The 17765-nt window shown below is 68.3% G+C and carries 18 protein-coding genes; 9 read left to right on the forward strand and 9 right to left on the reverse strand.

What is annotated here, in order from left to right:
- The first annotated feature begins 22 nt into the window (after positions 1–22).
- From ACYQ7X_RS03670 to ACYQ7X_RS03705, 8 genes are all read left to right on the forward strand, one after another.
- Positions 23–799, forward strand: a complete 777-nt coding sequence (locus tag ACYQ7X_RS03670; RefSeq protein WP_459695478.1) for a TIGR04282 family arsenosugar biosynthesis glycosyltransferase — start codon at positions 23–25, stop codon at positions 797–799.
- Entirely contained in the window at positions 796–2151 is a 1356-nt protein-coding gene (locus ACYQ7X_RS03675) for a hypothetical protein (protein WP_459695479.1), read from the forward strand. The genes ACYQ7X_RS03670 and ACYQ7X_RS03675 overlap by 4 nt, the downstream gene beginning before the upstream one ends.
- Entirely contained in the window at positions 2136–3188 is a 1053-nt protein-coding gene (locus ACYQ7X_RS03680; RefSeq protein ID WP_459695480.1) for a radical SAM/SPASM domain-containing protein, read from the forward strand. The genes ACYQ7X_RS03675 and ACYQ7X_RS03680 overlap by 16 nt, the downstream gene beginning before the upstream one ends.
- The gene (locus ACYQ7X_RS03685; RefSeq protein WP_459695482.1) at positions 3176–3862 is read left to right on the forward strand and encodes a glycosyltransferase family 2 protein; all 687 of its coding nucleotides are present in this window, start codon (positions 3176–3178) and stop codon (positions 3860–3862) included. Before ACYQ7X_RS03680 ends, ACYQ7X_RS03685 begins: the two co-directional genes overlap by 13 nt.
- A gap of 177 nt (positions 3863–4039) precedes the next feature.
- On the forward strand, positions 4040–4966 hold the full coding sequence (locus ACYQ7X_RS03690) for an ABC transporter ATP-binding protein (RefSeq protein ID WP_459695483.1): 927 nt from the start codon (positions 4040–4042) through the stop codon (positions 4964–4966).
- Positions 4963–5733 carry an ABC transporter permease gene (locus tag ACYQ7X_RS03695; protein WP_459695484.1) on the forward strand — a complete coding sequence of 257 codons (771 nt, stop codon included), beginning with the start codon at positions 4963–4965 and terminating at the stop codon, positions 5731–5733. Before ACYQ7X_RS03690 ends, ACYQ7X_RS03695 begins: the two co-directional genes overlap by 4 nt.
- 132 nt (positions 5734–5865) lie before the next feature.
- Positions 5866–6852, forward strand: a complete 987-nt coding sequence (locus tag ACYQ7X_RS03700; RefSeq protein ID WP_459695485.1) for an aldo/keto reductase — start codon at positions 5866–5868, stop codon at positions 6850–6852.
- Positions 6853–7003: 151 nt separating this feature from the next.
- The gene (locus tag ACYQ7X_RS03705; protein WP_459695486.1) at positions 7004–8470 is read left to right on the forward strand and encodes an alkaline phosphatase family protein; all 1467 of its coding nucleotides are present in this window, start codon (positions 7004–7006) and stop codon (positions 8468–8470) included.
- Positions 8471–8544: 74 nt separating this feature from the next.
- Here ACYQ7X_RS03705 and ACYQ7X_RS03710 read toward each other — a convergent pair whose 3' ends face one another.
- The 8 genes from ACYQ7X_RS03710 to ACYQ7X_RS03745 all read right to left on the reverse strand — a co-directional run bounded on the left by ACYQ7X_RS03710 (position 8545) and on the right by ACYQ7X_RS03745 (position 16706).
- Positions 8545–9051: an NADH-quinone oxidoreductase subunit B family protein gene (locus tag ACYQ7X_RS03710; RefSeq protein WP_459695487.1), complete on the reverse strand. Its 507-nt coding sequence runs from the start codon at positions 9049–9051 to the stop codon at positions 8545–8547.
- A 9-nt stretch (positions 9052–9060) separates the two neighbouring features.
- On the reverse strand, positions 9061–10488 hold the full coding sequence (locus ACYQ7X_RS03715) for a hydrogenase large subunit (protein WP_459695488.1): 1428 nt from the start codon (positions 10486–10488) through the stop codon (positions 9061–9063).
- Positions 10485–11933 (reverse strand): hydrogenase 4 subunit F, encoded by a 1449-nt coding sequence (locus ACYQ7X_RS03720; RefSeq protein ID WP_459695489.1) that lies wholly within the window; start codon positions 11931–11933, stop codon positions 10485–10487. The genes ACYQ7X_RS03715 and ACYQ7X_RS03720 overlap by 4 nt, the downstream gene beginning before the upstream one ends.
- A complete protein-coding gene (locus tag ACYQ7X_RS03725) occupies positions 11930–12592 on the reverse strand; it encodes a hydrogenase-4 component E (protein WP_459695490.1) in 663 nt (220 codons plus the stop codon). Before ACYQ7X_RS03725 ends, ACYQ7X_RS03720 begins: the two co-directional genes overlap by 4 nt.
- The gene (locus ACYQ7X_RS03730; RefSeq protein WP_459695491.1) at positions 12592–13557 is read right to left on the reverse strand and encodes a respiratory chain complex I subunit 1 family protein; all 966 of its coding nucleotides are present in this window, start codon (positions 13555–13557) and stop codon (positions 12592–12594) included. The genes ACYQ7X_RS03725 and ACYQ7X_RS03730 overlap by 1 nt, the downstream gene beginning before the upstream one ends.
- A complete protein-coding gene (gene hyfB / locus ACYQ7X_RS03735) occupies positions 13554–15560 on the reverse strand; it encodes a hydrogenase 4 subunit B (RefSeq protein ID WP_459695492.1) in 2007 nt (668 codons plus the stop codon). Before hyfB ends, ACYQ7X_RS03730 begins: the two co-directional genes overlap by 4 nt.
- Positions 15561–15585: 25 nt before the next feature.
- Positions 15586–15819 (reverse strand): helix-turn-helix domain-containing protein, encoded by a 234-nt coding sequence (locus ACYQ7X_RS03740; RefSeq protein ID WP_459695493.1) that lies wholly within the window; start codon positions 15817–15819, stop codon positions 15586–15588.
- A gap of 155 nt (positions 15820–15974) precedes the next feature.
- Entirely contained in the window at positions 15975–16706 is a 732-nt protein-coding gene (locus ACYQ7X_RS03745; RefSeq protein ID WP_459695494.1) for a Crp/Fnr family transcriptional regulator, read from the reverse strand.
- Between the two features lie 170 nt (positions 16707–16876).
- Here ACYQ7X_RS03745 and ACYQ7X_RS03750 point away from each other — a divergent pair, with 170 nt between their 5' ends.
- Positions 16877–17350, forward strand: a complete 474-nt coding sequence (locus ACYQ7X_RS03750) for a hypothetical protein (RefSeq protein ID WP_459695495.1) — start codon at positions 16877–16879, stop codon at positions 17348–17350.
- Positions 17351–17545: 195 nt separating this feature from the next.
- On the opposite strand, the gene ACYQ7X_RS03755 is transcribed toward ACYQ7X_RS03750, so the two are convergent.
- On the reverse strand, positions 17546–17749 hold the full coding sequence (locus ACYQ7X_RS03755) for a hypothetical protein (protein WP_459695496.1): 204 nt from the start codon (positions 17747–17749) through the stop codon (positions 17546–17548).
- Positions 17750–17765 lie beyond the last annotated feature (16 nt).

Below are 17765 nucleotides of genomic sequence, written 5' to 3' on the forward strand. Positions count from 1 at the left end.
GGACGGTTCGATGCGAAGCGGCATGAGCCATGCGGCAGGCGCCGCAGGGCAGGAAGCGGAAGAGGATGCCAGGCAGCGCCGCGGCGCCCGCTGCGCCATCGCCATCATGGCCAAGGCGCCGCGCCCCGGCTTCTCGAAGACGCGGCTCTGCCCGCCCCTGCGGCCGGACGAGGCGGCGATGATCAGCGGTGCCTTCCTGCGCGATACGGCAGAGAACCTCGCCCGTGCGGCGGAGCAGGCGCCGATCGCGGCCTATGCCGCCTATACGCCCGCCGGCACTGAGGCGCTGCTCGGCCCGCATCTCGGCCCGGCGGTGGGGCTGATGCTGGCCGATGGCGGCGGCGATTTTCCGCGCGGCATCGATGGCTTCGGCCGCTGCCTCTTCCAGGCGGTGGAGCGCCTGCTCGCTGCCGGCTACGCGGCCGCCTGCGTGCTGAGTTCCGATACCCCCAATCTGCCGACGGAGGCGCTCATCCAGGCCGCGCGCCTGCTGCTCGACGGGCCGCCCGATCGCGCCGTGCTCGGCACCTGCGACGATGGCGGCTACTATCTCCTGGGTATGACGAGGCCGCACGCCGCCTTGTTCAGGGATATCGTCTGGAGCACCGAAACCGTCGCCGCGACGACGCGGGCCCGCGCGGCCGAAGTCGGCCTCGCCTTGGCCGAACTGCCGCCTTGGTACGATATCGACGATGCGGCGAGCCTCGCGCGCCTCGCCGCCCGGCCGGAAGGCTATGCCGCGCCCTTCAGCCGCGCGGCGCTGCAACGGCTCGACCGGCGGGATATTTTCGCCGCATGAAGGCGCGTCTCGCCCTCCTCTCGGCCTGCGCGCTGGCCCTCTTCCTGCTCACGGCCGTCGGGCTCGTGATCGATCCGCCGGCGGTGCCGGGCGGCCCGCACGTCGCCCGGCTCGGCTGGCTCGTCATTCTGCTGGTGGCGAGCGCGGCGATCTACGGCGTCTCGGTCGGGCTCGTCCTGCGCCGGGCCTGGCCGCGCGGCACCGTCTGGTTCGTCCTCGGCGTCGCTGCCTTGCTGCGCGTGTTGCTGCTCACCGCCCCGCCCATGCTGTCCACCGATATCTACCGCTATGTCTGGGATGGGCGGGTCCAGGCCGCGGGCATCAACCCCTATCGCTACATCCCCGCCGACCCCGCCCTCGCCCGGCTGCGGGATGCGCGGGTCTATCCGCACATCAACCGCAAGGAATATGCGCGCACCATCTATCCGCCGGTGGCCGAGATGGTCTTCGCCGCCGCTGGGCGGTTGTGGGACAGCGTCAACAGCTTCCGCCTCGCGGCGATCGCTTTCGAGGCGCTCGGCATCTTCGCCATGCTGCGGCTGCTGGCGATGGCGGGGCTGCCGCCCGAACGCATCCTCATCTATGCCTGGAACCCGCTGGCCTTGTGGTCTTTCGCCTCCGATGGGCATGTCGATGCCATCGCCGTCGGCTTCACCGGCCTTGCCCTCCTGCTGCGCGCCCGGCGCCGTCTGGGCTGGGCGGGGGCCGCGCTCGGCGCCGCGGTGATGGCGAAATTCCTGCCGCTGGTGGTCGCCCCGGCCCTGCTGCGCGGCGGCACCTTCTGGCGGCCGGCGCTGGCGGGGCTTGCCGTCATCCTCCTCGGCTATGCGGCCTATAGCGGGGCGGGGGCGCATGTCCTGGGCTTCCTGCCCGGCTATGCCGGTGAGGAGGGGTTGGCGAGCGGCCAGGGTTTCTGGCTGCTCGCGGGCCTGGGGGATCTCCTGCCGCTGCCGGCCTTCGCCCCGGCGTTCTATGTCGCCCTCGCCGCGCTGCTCTACGCGGCGCTCGTCTGGCGCATGCTGGCCCGCCCCGCGCCCGCCAATGACGCCGCGCGCCTTGCCGCCGATGCCGGGCTCCTCATCGGCTTCGCGCTCTTCGTCATCAGCCCGCACTATCACTGGTATTTCGCCTGGGCCGCGCTGCCTGCGGTGGTCGCGCCCTCGGCGGCGCTGCTCTGGCTCGCCACCGCGCCGCTGCTGCTCATCATCGACCCGCTCGGGGATAGCCGCTTTCTCTGGCCGGCGCTCATCTACGGGCCGGTGCTGCTGCTGCTCGCGGCCGAGAGCCGCCTGCATGCCCGCCGGCCCGCCCCCCTGCAAACCGTGGAAGGCTCATCATGTCCGCAACGATAACGGCGAACGACCCGCGGCGCTATTTCGAGCGGATCGCGGCCGAGCGCTCGGCCAGGGCGGAAAGCCCGCCGGTCTGCCTCTATCTGGAGGTCACCAACCGCTGCAACCTGCTCTGCGAGACCTGCCCGCGCACCTTCGAAACGCTGGAGCCGCCCGCCGATATGAGCTGGGAGCTGTTCACGAAAATCGTCGATCAGGTGCCCGATATCGCCCGCGTCGTGCTGCACGGGGTGGGTGAGCCGATGCTGGTGCGCGATCTGCCGCGGATGATCCGCTACCTCAAGGCCCGCGGCACCTATGTGCTGTTCAACACCAACGGCACGCTGATGCAGCAGAAGCGCTTTCAGGAATTGATCGATACCGGGCTCGACGAATTGCGCGTCTCGCTCGACGCGGCCGACCGGGAGACCTACGCGAAGGTGCGCGGCAAGGACTTCTTCAACCGCATCGTGCGCGATGTCGGCAAATTCGTCGCCTATCAGCAGAAGATGGGGGCGACCAGCCCGCGCGTCTCCCTCTGGCTCACGGGCCTCAAGGAGACCATTGCCCAGCTGCCCGAATTCGTCCGCCTGGCCGCCAGCATGGGTATCCGCGAGGTGCATCTGCAGCGGCTCGTTTTCGACGAGCAGGGCTATGGCATGGCGAGCGCCGCGCAATCCCTCTTCGAGAATACCCAGGAGGAGGAGCGGCGGGCGATTGCCGCGGCCGAGGCGGTGGCCGCGCCGCTCGGCGTCACGCTCGATGCCTCGGGCGCGACGGAGCCTGGGCTCAGCCTGCAGAAGCAGGCGGATAATGCCTGGTCCACCTGCCGCAGGCCCTGGTCTTTGATGTATTTCACCGCCCATGGCCGCGCGCTGCCCTGCTGCATCGCGCCCTTCTCGGTCCGAGGCTATAGCGGCTACACCCTGGGCGATGCCACCCAGGCCAGCCTGCGGGAGATCTGGAACAGCCCGGCCTACCGGGATTTCCGCACCAATCTGCTGTCCGACGCGCCGCCCGCCCCTTGCCAGAATTGCGGTCTCCGATGGAGCCTGTAAGCCTCGTCATCCCGACCTTGAACGAGGCCGGGTCGATCGCCGCCGTCATCGCCGAGATCCCCCGCGAACTTGTGGGCGAGATCATCATCGCCGATAGCGGCAGCACGGACGGAACGGCGGAGATCGCGCGCCGCGCCGGTGCCCGTGTGGTCGCGGCCGGCCGGGGCTATGGCCGGGCCTGTGCGGCGGGTGCGGCGGCGGCGGATCCGGCGGCCGGCATCATCGCCTTCATGGATGGCGATGGCGCCGACCGGGGGGATCTTATCGGCCGCATCCTCGATCCTCTCTTCGCCGGCACGCATGATTTCGTGCTCGCCTCCCGCACGCGGGGCGAGCGGGAGCGCGGCTCGATGCTCTGGCATCAGGTGCTGGCCGGGCGCCTCGCCGGCCTCGCCATGGGTGCCCGCTACGGCGTGCGGTATAGCGACATGTGCGCCTTCCGCGCGATCCGGCGCGATGCGCTGGCCGCCCTCGACATGCGGGAGATGACCTATGGCTGGAACATCGAGATGCAGGTCAAGGCCGCGCGGCAGAAGCTCCGCATCGTCGAGGTGCCGATGCCCTACCGCAACCGCACGGCCGGGCAGTCCAAGGTGGCGGGATCGCTCGGCGGCACGCTCCGCGCCGGCAGCAAGATCATCTCGACCTTTAGCCGCCTCGCCATGCAGCGGTAGAACGCGGGGCGTTGCCCGCGCCCCTTGTGGCAACGCCCTGGTTTTTGACAGCGCCCCCGCCGCGCTCTATCCCGATGCGCCGCCGGAGGTCTGGGCTTTTGGCAAGAGCGTCTCGCACGCCGGCTTTCGCCGCATCCGGGACGAGCGACGTGCCTCGCCGCCCATAGAGGAGTGTCTATGCCGCCCGTCCTTTCCGTCTCCGCCGTGACCAAGACCTACAAATCCGGCCAGACCGCGCTCCGCTCGGTTGATCTCACAGTCGAAAAAGGCGAGATCTTCGCGCTTCTCGGGCCGAACGGCGCGGGCAAGACGACGCTCATCAGCATCATCTGCGGCCTCGTCTCGATGAGTTCGGGGAAGGTCGCCATCAACGGTCATGACAGCGTGACGGCGTATCGCGCCGCGCGCGCCGCCGTCGGCCTCGTGCCGCAGGAGATCGCGCTCGATATCTTCGCCCGCGTCGAGGATACCGTGCGCTTCAGCCGGGGCCTGTTCGGCAAGCCCGCCAATCCCGCCCATATCACGCAGCTGCTGCAAGATCTCTCGCTCTGGGACAAGCGCGGGGCGCGCGTTGTCGAACTCTCCGGCGGCATGAAGCGCCGGGTGATGATCGCCAAGGCGTTGAGCCACGAGCCCGATATTCTCTTTCTGGATGAGCCGACGGCGGGGGTGGACGTCAATCTGCGCCGCGACATGTGGGAGCTGGTGCGCAGGCTGCGGGACCAGGGGGTCACGATCATCCTGACCACCCATTACCTCGAAGAGGCCGAGGAGATGGCCGATCGCGTCGGCGTGATCCACCGGGGCGAACTGGTTCTGGTGGAGCAGACGGCGGCTCTGATGCGCAAGTTCGGCAAGCGGCGCCTCAGCATCACCACCCAGCAGCCGCTCGCCGCCATTCCGCCCGCCCTCGCCGGCTGGCCCTTGCGGCTGGAGGCGGAGGGCGAACGGCTGGTGTATGATTTCGACGCCAATGCGCTCGATACCGGCATTCCCCGCCTGCTGCGTGAACTCGGGGCCGCGGGGATCGACTACAAGGATCTGGAGACGAGCCGGACCTCGCTCGAAGATATCTTCGTCGGCCTCGTGGAGGGCAGCGCATGAACGGAATGAACCTGCGCGGCATGTGGGCGATCTACCGCACCGAGATGGCGCGGACGCGCCGCACGATCCTGCAGAGCGTGGCGACGCCGGTGCTCACGACGGTGCTCTATTTCATCGTCTTCGGCAGCGCGATCGGCGGGCGCATGCATCAGGTCGGCGGTGTGGGCTACGGCGCCTTCATCGTGCCCGGGCTCATCATGCTGACGCTGCTGACGCAGGGAATCTCGAACGCCTCGATCGCGATCTACTTCCCGAAATTCACCCGCACGATCTTCGAACTGCTCTCGGCGCCGATCTCCAGCACCGAGGCGGTGCTCGCCTATATCGGCGCGGCCGCGACCAAATCCATCCTCATCGGCATGATCATCCTTGCCACCGCCACGCTCTTCGTGCCGGTGCGTATCCTGCATCCGGGCTGGATGGTCGCCTTCCTCATCCTGACGGCGGTGACCTTCGGGCTCTTCGGCTTTCTCATCGGCATCTGGGCCGAGAGCTTCGAACAACTCGCGATCATCCCGTCGCTGGTGGTGACACCGCTGACCTTCCTCGGCGGCGCCTTCTACTCGATCGACATGCTGCCCCAGCCCTGGCGCACGGTCAGCCTGTTCAACCCCGTGGTCTATCTGGTGAGCGGCTTCCGCTGGAGCTTCTACGGCATCGGCGATGTCAGTGTCGCTGCCAGCCTCGGCTTCGTGCTGGCTTTCCTGCTGCTCTGCCTCGCGCTGCTCGGCTGGATGTTCCGCACCGGCTATCGCTTGAAGCCGTGAGCCGATCCGGCGCTTGACCGCCCGCCCGCCCGCCCGTGCGGGCGAGCGAGCGGCCAAGTGCCCTGCAATGTCATGAAACGGTCGCGGGCGGCGGCAGCCGCGCAAGACGACACAGAAAAGGTGGGATGCGAGATGCAGACGAGACTCTTCGGCAAGACCGGCAAGGCCGTGAGCGAAATCGGCTTCGGCGCCTGGGCGATCGGCGCAAGCTGGGGGCAGGTGGATGATAAGGCGGCGCGCCAGGCGCTGCATGCGGCGCTTGATGCCGGCGTCACCTTCATCGACACGGCCGATGTCTATGGCGACGGGCATTCCGAGCGGCTGATCGCCGCCGTCCTCCAGGAGCGCGGCGGTGATCGGCCCTTCGTCGCCACCAAGGCGGGGCGGCGGCTGCCGGCGCAGACGGTCGAAGGCTATAGCCGGGATAACCTGATCGCCTGGATCGATCGCAGCCGGCAGAATCTCGCGGTCGATACGCTCGATCTCGTGCAGCTGCATTGCCCGCCGACGGCGCTCTACCGTCGCCCGGAGGTCTTCGAGATGCTGGAGGAGATCAAGCAGCAAGGCCGCATCCGCGATTATGGGGTGAGCGTGGAAAGCGTCGAAGAGGCGCGCAAGGCGCTCGATTATCCCGGCGTCGTCAGCATCCAGATCATCTTCAACATCTTTCGCCAGAAGCCGGCGGAGGCGCTGTTCGATCTGGTGCGCCAGCGCAACGTCGCCATCATCGCGCGCGTGCCGCTCGCGAGCGGCCTCCTCACCGGCAAGTTCAAGCCCGATACCGACTTCGAGGACAGCGATCACCGCAAGTTCAACCGCAATGGCGAAGCCTTCGATGTCGGCGAAACCTTCTCCGGCGTGCCGTATGAGGTCGGGCTCGCCGCGGTCGAGAAGATCCGCCCGCTCGTCGGCGAGGATGCCAGCATGGCGCGGCTGGCGCTGCGCTGGATTCTGATGTTCGAGGCGGTGACGGTGGCGATCCCGGGGGCTCGCACCGCCGAGCAGGCGGTCTCCAATGCCGCGGCAGCCGCACTTCCCCCGCTCTCCGGCAGCGTGATGGAGCGCCTGCGCGCGATCTATGACGCCGATATCCGCCCGCATGTGCATGGGCGCTGGTGAAGCGAGCGGCAGAGGCCGGTGCGGCAAGCCCGCCGCTCAGGCGCGCCGCATCGTTCAAGAATAGGTCAGCGCCAGGGAAAAGCGCCGCTTTCGCCTGGATGCCGCGCGCCTGACCGGCCATAGGAGAACCGCACGCTTGAGCCGGTGAGCCATGCCATCAGATAGCCGCGACGACCCTTCGATCCGCGTCATCGAGCATGTCGTCGTGCTCATGCTCGAAAACCGGTCCTTCGATAGCGTGCTCGGCTGGCTCTATCCCGACCGCGCGGATTTCGATGGGCTGACGGGCCAGGAGGGCAACCCCTGGCACCGGCCGGATGGCACGGTGATGACGCGGGTATGGAACGATGCCGGGCTCAGCCGCGCCCAGGCCTCCGGCCCCGATCCCGATCCCGGCGAGCTGTTCCACGATATGGAGGCGCAGTTCTTCGGCGCTGCGGGCATGACGCCGGATGGGCGCGGGCGCGGCGTGCCGAGGATGGATGGCTTCGTCGATAACTACATGCGCCAGCCGCGCGGCCCGGATTCCTCGATACCCGAACCGAGCGAGATCATGCATTGCTTCTCGCCGGCGCAGGTGCCGGTCTTGAGCGAACTCGCCCGCGCCTTCGGCGTGTCGGACCGCTGGTTCGCCTCCGCGCCGTGCCAGACCTGGCCCAATCGCTTCTTCCTGCATACCGGCACCGCGGGCGGCTGGGTCAATAACGATCCGCCCCACTTCCCCTATCGCATGCCGAGCCTGTTCCGCCGCCTCACCGAATACGGGCAGGATTGGGCGGTCTATTTTCACGACCTGCCCAATACCTCCCTGCTCGCCGATCTCTGGCCGCGCCTGCCGACTGCGGATTTCCGTCTCTACGAGCACGAATTCGCCGCCGACGCGCGGGCCGGCGTGCTGCCGAGCTATACCTTCATCGAGCCGCGCTATTTCGTCAGCCGCTTTCGCAACATCGTGCCCAACGATCAGCACCCGCCGACCAACCTCATCCATGCCGAGCAACTCATCGCCGAGACCTACAACGCGCTCCGCCAAGGTCCGCATTGGGCCCGAACGCTGTTCCTGATCATCTATGACGAGCACGGCGGGACTTACGACCATGTGCCGCCGCCACCGGCGACGCCGCCCGGCGGCCCCTATCCGGACGGTTTCCGCTTCGATCGCTACGGCGCCCGCGTGCCGGCCGTCATCATCTCGCCATTGATCCCGCCGGGCAGCATCATCCGGCCGGACGATCCGGACGGGCCGCCTTTCGACCATACCTCGGTGATCAAGACCGTGCAGGAACTCTTCGGCCTCGGCCCGCCGCTGACGGATCGGGTGGCGGCAGCGCCATCTCTGCTGCCGGCGCTGGCGGCGGCGGATGCGCCGCTCAACATGGGGCCGGAGGAGATCCGCTTCGTGCCCTCCCCGCCGACGCGGGAGGAGATCATCCGCCTGCGCAAGACCGATAGCGCGAGCGGCCTGCAATACAGCATGAGCGGCATCGTGGCGTTGCTGCTCGGCTCCGTCGCTCGCATCGCAGCGCATTTCCGCCATAGGGTGCGCCGCACCGGCCATCACCTCGGCTATGTCCGCGCCCGCCGGCGCAAGCGCTTCAATGGCCGCCCGCGGGTCTGATCGCGCGCCGCGGGAGCATGGCGGTCTCGTGCCCTCAGCCTCGGGCGCAGGGCCATCGGGCGGGGATTGCCCTACTAGGCCGCGAGCAGGGCGACGAGCCCCGCCAGCACCCGGCCGGGCGCCGGCGGGCAGCCAGGGATGGTGAGGGCGACCGGCAGAACCCGCGCCACGGAGCCGATACAGGCGGCACTCCCCGCGAAGGGGCCGCAGCCGGCGGCACAGTCGCCGCTCGCCACCACCCATTTCGGCGCGGGCATCGCCGCATAGGTCGTCAGCAGCGCGGCTTCCATCGCGCGCGTCACCGGGCCCGTCACCAGCAGCACATCGGCGTGGCGTGGCGAGGCGACCAGCTTGAGGCCGCATCGCTCGAGATCGTAGAGCGGGTTGCTCAGCGCCTGCAGTTCCACCTCGCAGCCATTGCATGAGCCGGCATCGACCACGCGGATGGCGAGGCTGCGGCCGAGCCGCCGGCGCGCGGCCCGATCCAGCAGCGCCACCATCGCCTGCATCTCGGCGTCCGGCTGCGGCAGGCGTTCGGTGAAGGGGCGGTGCAGCAGGCTATCGAGCAGGGTTTTGCGCATGCCGCCTCCTCAGAGATCCACGCCCGCATAGGAGCAGTTGAAGGATTTGTTGCAGAGGGGGAAATCGGCCAGGATATTGCCGAGGATCGCGGATTCGAGCAGCGGCCACTGGAACCAGGAAGGATCGCGCGCGTGGCAGCGCGCGATGCGTCCGTCTCGGCCGAGCCTCAGCCACAGGAATATATCGCCTCTGAAACCTTCGACCAGGGCCGATCCCTCGCCTTCGCCCGCGCCGGGCATTTCTGGCAGCGGCCGATGGGCTGGGCCCTCGGGCAGATGGGCCGCGATCTGCTCGATCAGCCGAAAGGATTGCGCGATCTCCAGCACCCGCAACCAGAGCCGGGCATGCACGTCGCCCTGTTGCAAGACCGGCACGGTGAAGCTCAGCCGGTCATAGGGCGGATAGGGGCGATCTCGCCGGGCATCGAAGCTGCGGCCCGAAGCGCGGCCGACATAGCCCCCGGCGCCGAAGCCGGCGGCAAGGGCAGGGGTGAGGATGCCGGTGCCGATCGTCCGATCCAGCAGGGAGGCGGTTTTCTCGTAGAGGGCGACGAGCGGGCGGAACCGCGCCTCGCATTCCCGCGCAGTGGCGAGGAGGCCGGCCAGCGCCGCCGCGTCCGGATCATGCGAGACCCCGCCCGGGATGACGGCATCCATCATCAGCCGGTGGCCGAAGGCGCCTTCGGCGGCGCGGAGCATCCGCTCGCGCAGCGTGGCGCAATGGGCGAGCATGATCGGGAAAGCCGCATCGTTGCAGATGGCGCCGATATCGCCGAGATGATTGGCGATGCGCTCCCATTCCGCCATCAAGCCGCGGAGGAAGAGGGCGCGCGGCGGGGCGGGCTGGCCGAGTGCTGCTTCCGCCGCCTGGGCGAAGGCGATGGCATAGCCGACGGTCGAATCGCCCGAGATGCGCCCGGCGAGCCTCGCACCCTGGGCGAGGCTCGCACCGTGGAACAGCGCCTCCACCCCCCGATGCGCGTAGCCCAGCCGTGCTTCCAGCCGTACCACGGTTTCCCCGCACAAGGTGAAGCGGAAATGCCCGGGTTCGATGATCCCGGCATGCACGGGCCCGACCGGGACGACATGCAGATGCTCCCCCTCGACCGGCAGAAAGTCATAGGGCCGGCCGTGGTCGAGCCAGGGGCGCGGATCGGGAAGGCCATCGGGCGTCAGGCCGTGGAGATCGGCGATCGCGCGTTCCAGCCGGAGAGCGGGGGAATGGTGGCGGCTGACGGCGGGGTAGCGGCGCTGCGGGCAGGGCAGGGTGAGATGGCGCAGCGCCGCCCCTTCCGCGCCTGGCCCTGCTTGGCGGCCTTCGCCGAGCAGCACCATATGCACACGATCAGCCTCTCCCCAGAGGGCCACGAGGCTGCCCTGGCCGGCGCCGAGCGCACGGGCCGCCTCTTCCCATGCCGCTTGCGTCGTGAGGCTCATCCCAGCCGCTCGGCGATTGCTTGCAGCCAGCCCAACATTGCGCCGGGCAGGATGAGGCCGAGCGCCAGCGCGATGGCGAGGTGGGCGGCCGCCGGCAGGTAGCTCGCCCGCACCGGCTCCGCGCTGCCATGCGGCCGGCCGAAAGCCATGCCCTGCATGCGCCAGAGCAGCGCCCCGAAGGCGAGCAGCAGGCCCCCCGCCGCACTCAACGCCAGCAGAGGTGCGCGCGCGAAGCTTGAGGTCAGCAACAGAAACTCGCTGGTGAAGATGCCGAAGGGCGGTAGCCCGGCGATCGCGATAACCCCGGCCACCAGCATCCAGCCGAGCAGCGGATGGCTCGCCGTCAGCCCGCGGATCTCGGCGATCTTCTGCGTCCCGCGGGATTGCACGATCTGCCCGACGGAGAAGAAGATCGCGGATTTGACGAGGCTGTGCAGGATCATCTGCAAGATGCCGGCGAGGTTGGCGATCGGGCCGCCCATGCCGAAGGCGAAGGTGATGAGGCCCATCTGCTCGATCGAGGAATAGGCGAAGAGCCGCTTGATGTCCCCCCGCCGGTAAAGCATCAGCGCCGCGAAGAGGACGGAGCCGAGGCCGAAGAGGATCATCAGCGGTGCCGGGGGAATGGCGCCTGGGCGCGCCGCGAGGATCATCTTGAAGCGTAGCAGGGCATAGAGCGCGACATTGAGGAGCAGGCCCGACAGCACGGCGGAGACCGGTGTCGGGCCCTCGGCATGGGCATCCGGCAGCCAGGCGTGCATCGGCACGAGGCCGCATTTGGTGCCGTAACCGACAAGCAGAAAGGCGAAGGCGATGCTCAGCAATCGCGGGTCGAGCAGCCGTGCCGAGGCGGCGAGCCGGCTCCATTCCATCGCCGCCAGCCCTTCACCCAGCGCCTCGCTCGCGGCGAGATAGACAAGGATGGTGCCGAAGAGCGCGAGCCCGATCCCGAGGCTGCCGAGGATGAAATATTTCCACGCCGCCTCCAGGGCCTCATGCGTCCGGTAGATGCCGACCATCATGACGGTTGAAAGCGTCGCGAGTTCGACCGCCACCCAGATGAGGCCGATATTATTGGCCGCGAGTGCCAGGTTCATGGCGAAGAGCATCAGCTGGAACATCGCATGATAGAGCCGCAGCGCCGGCCGGTTGAGCCGCCCCGTCGCCACCTCATGCCCGATATAGCCGGCGCTGAAGACGCTGCTCGTGAGACCGACGAAGGCGTTGAGGATGAGAAAGACGATGTTGAGACGATCGGTGAGGAAGAGCACCGAGGTTTCGCCCGCGCGGGGGATGAGGCCAAGGGCGCAGAGCAGGCCGAGCGCGCTCGCCGCGATGTTGAGCGCGCGGGCGCGGCGGATATCGGGCGTGAGTGCCAGGAGAATGGCGGCGCCAAGGGGGATGGCGAGCAGGGCGGGAATGCCCGTGAGTGCGTAACCGCTCACGGATGCTCGCCCCGGTAATGGTCGAGTGTCTCGAGGTCCACGCTGTCGAAACGCTCGCGGATGCGAAAGAGATAGATGCCGATGACGATGAAGGCGATGAGCACGGAGAAGGCGATGCTGATCTCCACGATCAGCGGCATGCCATGCGCGCCGGTGCCGGCGAGAACGAGGCCGTTTTCGAGCGACATGAAGCCGACCACCTGGCTCACCGCATTCCGCCGCATCACCATCATCAGGAGGCCGAGCAGCACGGTCGCCAGTGCAAGGGCGACATCCTCGCGCACCAGCGGGTTCGCGCCCGCCGTCGCACGCAGCATGAGATCCATCGCCAGCGCCACGAGCCCGATGCCGAGCAGCATGGTGAGGCCCGTGCCGATCACCCCCTCGATCTCGCGGTGGATGCCCATGATACGTACCATCCGCTGCAGGGCGATCGGGATGAGCACGCATTTGAGGCCGATGGCGAGTGCCGCTGTCACGTAAAGCTCGGGCGCTTTCTGGATATGTGCCTGCCAGCCGACGGCGAGGCCGAGCAGCAGGGATTGCAGGGAGAGCGAGGAGATCAGCGGGGGCAGGCGGTTCTGATAGAGCATCGCGAAGCTGACGAGCACGAGCCCGCCGGCCAGCATATGCGCGATGTCGAGCGGCAGTGAGTGCATCACATCTCACCCGAAATGAACAGCAGGAGCGTGCCGAGCAGGCCGAGCATGAGCGCGATGCCGAGGAAATTGGGCACTCGGAACAGCCGCATCTTCGCGGTCGCCATTTCGAAAACCGCGAGCAGAAGACAGGCGGCGGCGAGTTTGCCCAGGTAGGCGGCGAGCGCCACCAGGCCGCCCGTGAAACCAGGGGCGCTGGCCAGGCCGAAGGGGGCGAAGATGCAGCCGATGAGCGAGATATAGAGCACCATGCGGAGCGAGGCCGCGAGTTCCAGCATGGCGAGATGCCGGCCGGAATAGTCGAGCAGCATCGCCTCGTGCACCATCGTGAGTTCGAGATGCGTCGCCGGATTGTCCACCGGGATGCGGGTATTCTCGGCCAGTGCAACGATGATGAGGGCGAGCAGCGCCATGGCGATCGAAAGCCTCAGCCCGGCGAGGTCGCGCATCACATGCGCCATGGTCGAGAGCTGGGTGGTGCCGGCAATGAGCGAGAGGGTGAAGACCACCATGAGCATGGCTGGTTCCGCGAGGGACGCGATCATCACCTCGCGGCTCGCTCCGATGCCGCCGAAGGCGCCGCCGCTATCCATCGCCGCCGCGGCCTGGAAGAAGCGCGCGAGGCCGAGGAGGGCGACGATCGCGATGAGATCGCCCGACCAGCTGAAGAGCAGTTGCGTGCGGAAGGTTGGCACCAGGGCAGCCGCCACCCAGGTCGCGGAGAACACGGCATAGGGGGCGGCGCGGGTGAGCCAGGACGTGGTCTCCCCCACCACCGCCTCTTTGCCGAGAAGGCGGCGGAGATCGCGGTAGGGCTGCAGGATCGGGGCGCCCTGGCGGCGCTGCAGCCGCGCCTTCAGGCGGCGGATCAACCCCGTCACCCCGGGGGCGATCAGCACTACCAGCGTCATTTGGCAGAGCTGGGCGAGCAACGCCGCTGGCCAAGGGGCGAGGAGCGCGCTCATCCGCGCACCGCGAGCAGGATCAGCAGCAGCAGCAGGGTCGCGAAGACCAGGCTGAGATAGCTGCGGATGGTGAGGAATTGCAGCTGGTTGCAGCGCACGGCCAGCCTCTGCACCAGGCTGCCCAGCGGCGTGTAGAGATACCGCCAGGCAGGATCGGCGCTCTGGCGGAGGAACTGCGCCGGTGCGGTGCTGCCCGGCGGCGGCAGGCGCACCGTGGCGCGATCGGCGAAGAGCAGGGTCGCGAAGACCCGGCGCAGCGGTTCGGCGAAGCCGGTCGCGGAATACTGCGTCTCTGGCCCGCCCGCTGGCAGGCCGCAGCTCCAGGCAGGCGCCCGCCGCAGCGCGCGGGAGGCGAAGCGGTGGATGAGCCCCGCCGTCAGGCTGCCGGAGGCGGCGAGGAAGATCGCGATGACGAGGCCGTTATAGGAACTGCGGCTCGCGGAAATCGGCTCGATCGAGAGCCAGGCATTGCTACCTTGCGCGGGCATGACGCCGCCGACGAGCGCGGCGGAGACCGGGCGCAACGCATCGATCAGCACACCCGGAAAGAGGCCGAGGATGAGGCACAGCGCGGCCCCGGCCAGCATCGCGCTGGTGGAGCAGCCATCTGCCTCGCGGGCGGAGGCCGCGTCCGAGCTGCGCGGCTGGCCAAGGAAGCCGATGCCGAAGGCGCGCAGGAAGCAGGCGGCGGCCAGGGCCGCGGCCAGAGCCAGAAGCACCCCCACCGCCGGCACGAGAAACCGCATGCCCATGCCGCCGAGATGCGGGCTTAGCAGAATGCTCTGGAAGATCAGCCATTCCGAGACGAAGCCGTTGAGCGGCGGCAAGGCGGCGATGCCGAGGCTGGCGACGAGGAAGGCGAGGGCGGTGCGCGGCATGCGGTGGATGAGGCCGCCCAGCCGCTCCAGATCGCGCGTGCCGGTCGCTTCGGCCGCCGCCCCCGCCGCGAAGAAGAGCGTGCTTTTGAACAGCATGTGGTTGACGGCGTGAAACAGCGCGGCGGTCAGCGCGAGGGCCGCGGCACCGCTCAGCGCGGCGGCCTTGAAGGCCAGGGCGAGGCCGATGGCGACGAGGATGAAGCCGATATTCTCGATCGTGCTGCAGGCGAGCACGCGCTTCAGATCGGTCTCCATCAGGGCGTAGAGCACGCCCATGACGGCGGTGAGGCCGCCGAGGATGAGCAGCGGCACACCCCACCACCAGGCGGGCGGCCCCAGCAGATCGAAGGTTATGCGGATCAGCGCATAAAGCGCGATCTTCGTCATCACCCCGCTCATCAGCGCGGAAGCATGGCTCGGCGCCGCCGGGTGGGCGAGCGGCAGCCAGGCGTGCAAAGGCACCAGCCCGGCCTTGGAGCCGGCGCCCAGGAGCGCAAGGATGAGCGCCGCGGCTATCACCGGCGGCGGCACGCGGTGTCCAGCAATCACGGCAAAGGCCGGGCTGCCGGCGCTGGCCGCGAGCAGGCCGAGGCCCAGCATGAGGGCGAGCGTGCCGCCGCTCGCCATCAGCAGGTAGAGGAAGCCCGCAGGCGCGGTCTCCGTCGCCTCGTGATCGGACATGACGAGCGCCCAGGAGGCGAGGGACATCGCCTCCCAAGCGAAGAGAAAGCTGTAGATGTCAGCCGCCAGCAGCACGAGGCCCATCGCCCCGAGGAAGGCCGGGAAAGCAGGCAGAACGCGCCCGGCCGCGGCGCTATGGCGCCCGTAGCCGAGGCCGAAAAGGCTCGCCCCGGCGCCCCCCAGGCCGAGCAGGGCGAGGAAAGCGGCGGCGAGCGCATCGAGCCGGAAACTGCTGCCGAACCCCGGAAGCCCGATCGGCAGCCGCAGCACCGATGGTGGGGCGCCGATCGCATGGCCGCCGAGCAGCAGGAGAGCCAGCGAGAGGCCGAGGCTCGCGCCGTAGATCGCGCCATGCGCCACCCTTGTCGGCAGTACGAGAGCGAGGATGGCGCAGGCGAAGAAGCCGGATAGGAGAAGGAGGGCGATCGCGGCCATGTCGGGCATAATGGGGGGGTCCGCTGCCGCGCGCTCAGCCCAGGGCCTTGAGGCGCACGCCGCGCCCCGCCGGCCGGCTCTCCGCGCCATCACCGATGAGCATGACGCCCGCCTCCTCCAGCCCGGTGATCAGTTTCATCAGCGAATCGACATTGCCTCGGATAAGGCCGTCACTCGCCTCCATCCGCTGGATGGTGGGCAGGGAAAGGCCGGAGCGCTCGGCAAGCTCCCGCTGGTCGATGCCGAGCAGGGCGCGCGCGGCACGCATTTGGGCTGCGGTGATCATCGGGCCTTGCCGCGGGCCATGTAGGCAACAGGATGAAGCATCGGGAGTGATGTTCCAAGCATCAGATTAGATGCTTCATACGCCTGTTCTGCCGTCTGCGACCTGTCTTTTTCTGGGCGCATCGGCGAGCCCCGGGTTCAGTCCCGCCCGGCGGCCAGGCTTTCGAGCCAAGGCCGGTCGAGCAGCACGAGCGCGCTGTTCGAAGGCAGGGCGATGCGCTTTTCCTTCTTGAAGCGGCTCAGGGTGCGGCTCACGGTTTCGATGGTCAGGCCGAGGTAATCGGCGATCTCCCCGCGCGTCATCGGCAGTGGAATGACGGCGTCCTCCGTCGTGCAGGGAAGCGTCGCCTGATGCCGCGCGAGGATGAAGCTTGCCACCCGCTCCTGCGCTGTCTTGCGGCCGAGCAGCAGCATCTGCTCCTGCGCGCTCGCCAATTCGTTGCAGGCGGTCTCCAGAAGACGCTGCTCCAGCGCGGGAAAATCATGCAGCAGTTCGCGTAGCCTGGGGCGGGAAAAGCGGCATATGCGGGTTGGCTCGATCGTTTCGGCGCTGAAGGCATAGGTGCGGGAGACGGCAAGGCCGAGAAAATGACCGGGCCCGGCGAAGCCCGTTACTTGCTGGCGGCCATCGGCGAGGAGCTTGAAGAGCTTCACGGTGCCGCGGGTGATGTTGAAGAAATCCGTCGCGGGCTCGCCTTCCGCGATGAAGGTTTCGCCCTTGGGCAGTGAGCGCACGGCCGCAACCGCGGCGAGCCGCGCGAGATCCTTGTCCTCGATCGCATTGCAGACGCTATAGCCGCGCGCCTGGCATGCGGTGCAGGGTTCAGGCGCCGAAGGCCTGAGGATTCGGAGGGAGCGCAGGCTATTCATAAAATCCATCCCGGCCCTGTGGATGAGGAGACAAATTCCGTTATAGGCCGCGTGCGCGCTCAGAAGAAGAAACCGCAGCCCGGCGGTTTCGCTGGGGAGCAATCGGTAAACGTCACGGCTCTTGATCCAGGTCAAAACGCCGCTTGGGCCGCGGATTAGGTTTGGCCTCCATGAAGCAGCAGATGCCGCATGAGGTGATGGTACAGCCTTTGCGGGCGGGGGATCTCCGCCCGCTCTTTCCCCTGATGCAGGCGGACGACCGGCTTTTGACCTGGCCCCGCTGGCGCGCCTATGCCCGCCGCAGCCTCACCGCAGCCGCCCAGCCGCGCCACGGCATCCTGGTGGCACGAAGGCTCGGTCATCGGCTGCCATGCGGCGCCGTCTGTTACCGCGTCGATACCGAATTGAGGTTCGGCACGCTGTTGACCGCGGAGCATTTCGTGGCGCTCGATCTGCTCGATCCGGCTTCCGTGCGGGCTGCGCTGGCCGAAGGCTTGGAGCGGCAGGCGCGGGCGCTTGGATGCGCCGTCATCCGCGCGTTGCTGCCTCCCTGCGACACGGAGGCGGCGGATCAGCTATGCCGAGCAGGTCATCGCGCGGCGGGTCTCGTTCTGCTGCGGGAGTGGCGCGAGCGCGCCCTCTAGCAGGCGGCGTGTGGCGCAGATGGAAAGAAGGCCCGTGCCGGCGGCAGCCGGCGCGGGCCTCGTTCCATGCGCAAACTCTCCTTCAGGGGAATTTGCGCCGCACCATCCGCCAGGCGATGACATAGAGCAGCAGATAGACGAGCGGGATCAGGAGAATGATCCCTTCGAGCTTGTCGGCCATCATCGGCAGTCTCCTTAGAACCGCGCGTCGCCCCGGCGGGCGCGCTCAGCTTCCTGGGTTTCGAACATCACGGCGCCGGCCGCGGCGATCAGTACGATCATGACGGTGCCCACCATCCAGGCGAAGTACCAGGGTGCGTAGTCCCCCGCCACCACGGCGAAGAGCAGCGCGAAGGCGAGAACCACGGCGAGGGCAGCGATCTGGAGCAAACGGCTCATGTTATGGGTTCCTTGA

Source organism: Acidisoma sp. C75 (assembly GCF_054665095.1).

What these genes read in the sequence shown, in the direction of transcription:
- ACYQ7X_RS03705 (WP_459695486.1), top strand. Translation starts at nt 7,004, where the DNA reads ATGCCATCAGATAGCCGCGACGACCCTTCGATCCGCGTCATCGAGCAT.
- ACYQ7X_RS03710 (WP_459695487.1), bottom strand. Translation starts at nt 9,051, where the DNA reads ATGCGCAAAACCCTGCTCGATAGCCTGCTGCACCGCCCCTTCACCGAA.
- ACYQ7X_RS03675 (WP_459695479.1), top strand. Translation starts at nt 796, where the DNA reads ATGAAGGCGCGTCTCGCCCTCCTCTCGGCCTGCGCGCTGGCCCTCTTC.
- ACYQ7X_RS03715 (WP_459695488.1), bottom strand. Translation starts at nt 10,488, where the DNA reads ATGAGCCTCACGACGCAAGCGGCATGGGAAGAGGCGGCCCGTGCGCTC.
- ACYQ7X_RS03670 (WP_459695478.1), top strand. Translation starts at nt 23, where the DNA reads ATGAGCCATGCGGCAGGCGCCGCAGGGCAGGAAGCGGAAGAGGATGCC.
- ACYQ7X_RS03750 (WP_459695495.1), top strand. Translation starts at nt 16,877, where the DNA reads ATGAAGCAGCAGATGCCGCATGAGGTGATGGTACAGCCTTTGCGGGCG.
- ACYQ7X_RS03690 (WP_459695483.1), top strand. Translation starts at nt 4,040, where the DNA reads ATGCCGCCCGTCCTTTCCGTCTCCGCCGTGACCAAGACCTACAAATCC.
- ACYQ7X_RS03685 (WP_459695482.1), top strand. Translation starts at nt 3,176, where the DNA reads ATGGAGCCTGTAAGCCTCGTCATCCCGACCTTGAACGAGGCCGGGTCG.
- ACYQ7X_RS03745 (WP_459695494.1), bottom strand. Translation starts at nt 16,706, where the DNA reads ATGAATAGCCTGCGCTCCCTCCGAATCCTCAGGCCTTCGGCGCCTGAA.
- ACYQ7X_RS03680 (WP_459695480.1), top strand. Translation starts at nt 2,136, where the DNA reads ATGTCCGCAACGATAACGGCGAACGACCCGCGGCGCTATTTCGAGCGG.
- ACYQ7X_RS03730 (WP_459695491.1), bottom strand. Translation starts at nt 13,557, where the DNA reads ATGAGCGCGCTCCTCGCCCCTTGGCCAGCGGCGTTGCTCGCCCAGCTC.
- hyfB (WP_459695492.1), bottom strand. Translation starts at nt 15,560, where the DNA reads ATGCCCGACATGGCCGCGATCGCCCTCCTTCTCCTATCCGGCTTCTTC.
- ACYQ7X_RS03725 (WP_459695490.1), bottom strand. Translation starts at nt 12,592, where the DNA reads ATGCACTCACTGCCGCTCGACATCGCGCATATGCTGGCCGGCGGGCTC.
- ACYQ7X_RS03695 (WP_459695484.1), top strand. Translation starts at nt 4,963, where the DNA reads ATGAACGGAATGAACCTGCGCGGCATGTGGGCGATCTACCGCACCGAG.
- ACYQ7X_RS03755 (WP_459695496.1), bottom strand. Translation starts at nt 17,749, where the DNA reads ATGAGCCGTTTGCTCCAGATCGCTGCCCTCGCCGTGGTTCTCGCCTTC.
- ACYQ7X_RS03740 (WP_459695493.1), bottom strand. Translation starts at nt 15,819, where the DNA reads ATGCGTGCCGCGCGCGCCCTGCTCGGCATCGACCAGCGGGAGCTTGCC.
- ACYQ7X_RS03700 (WP_459695485.1), top strand. Translation starts at nt 5,866, where the DNA reads ATGCAGACGAGACTCTTCGGCAAGACCGGCAAGGCCGTGAGCGAAATC.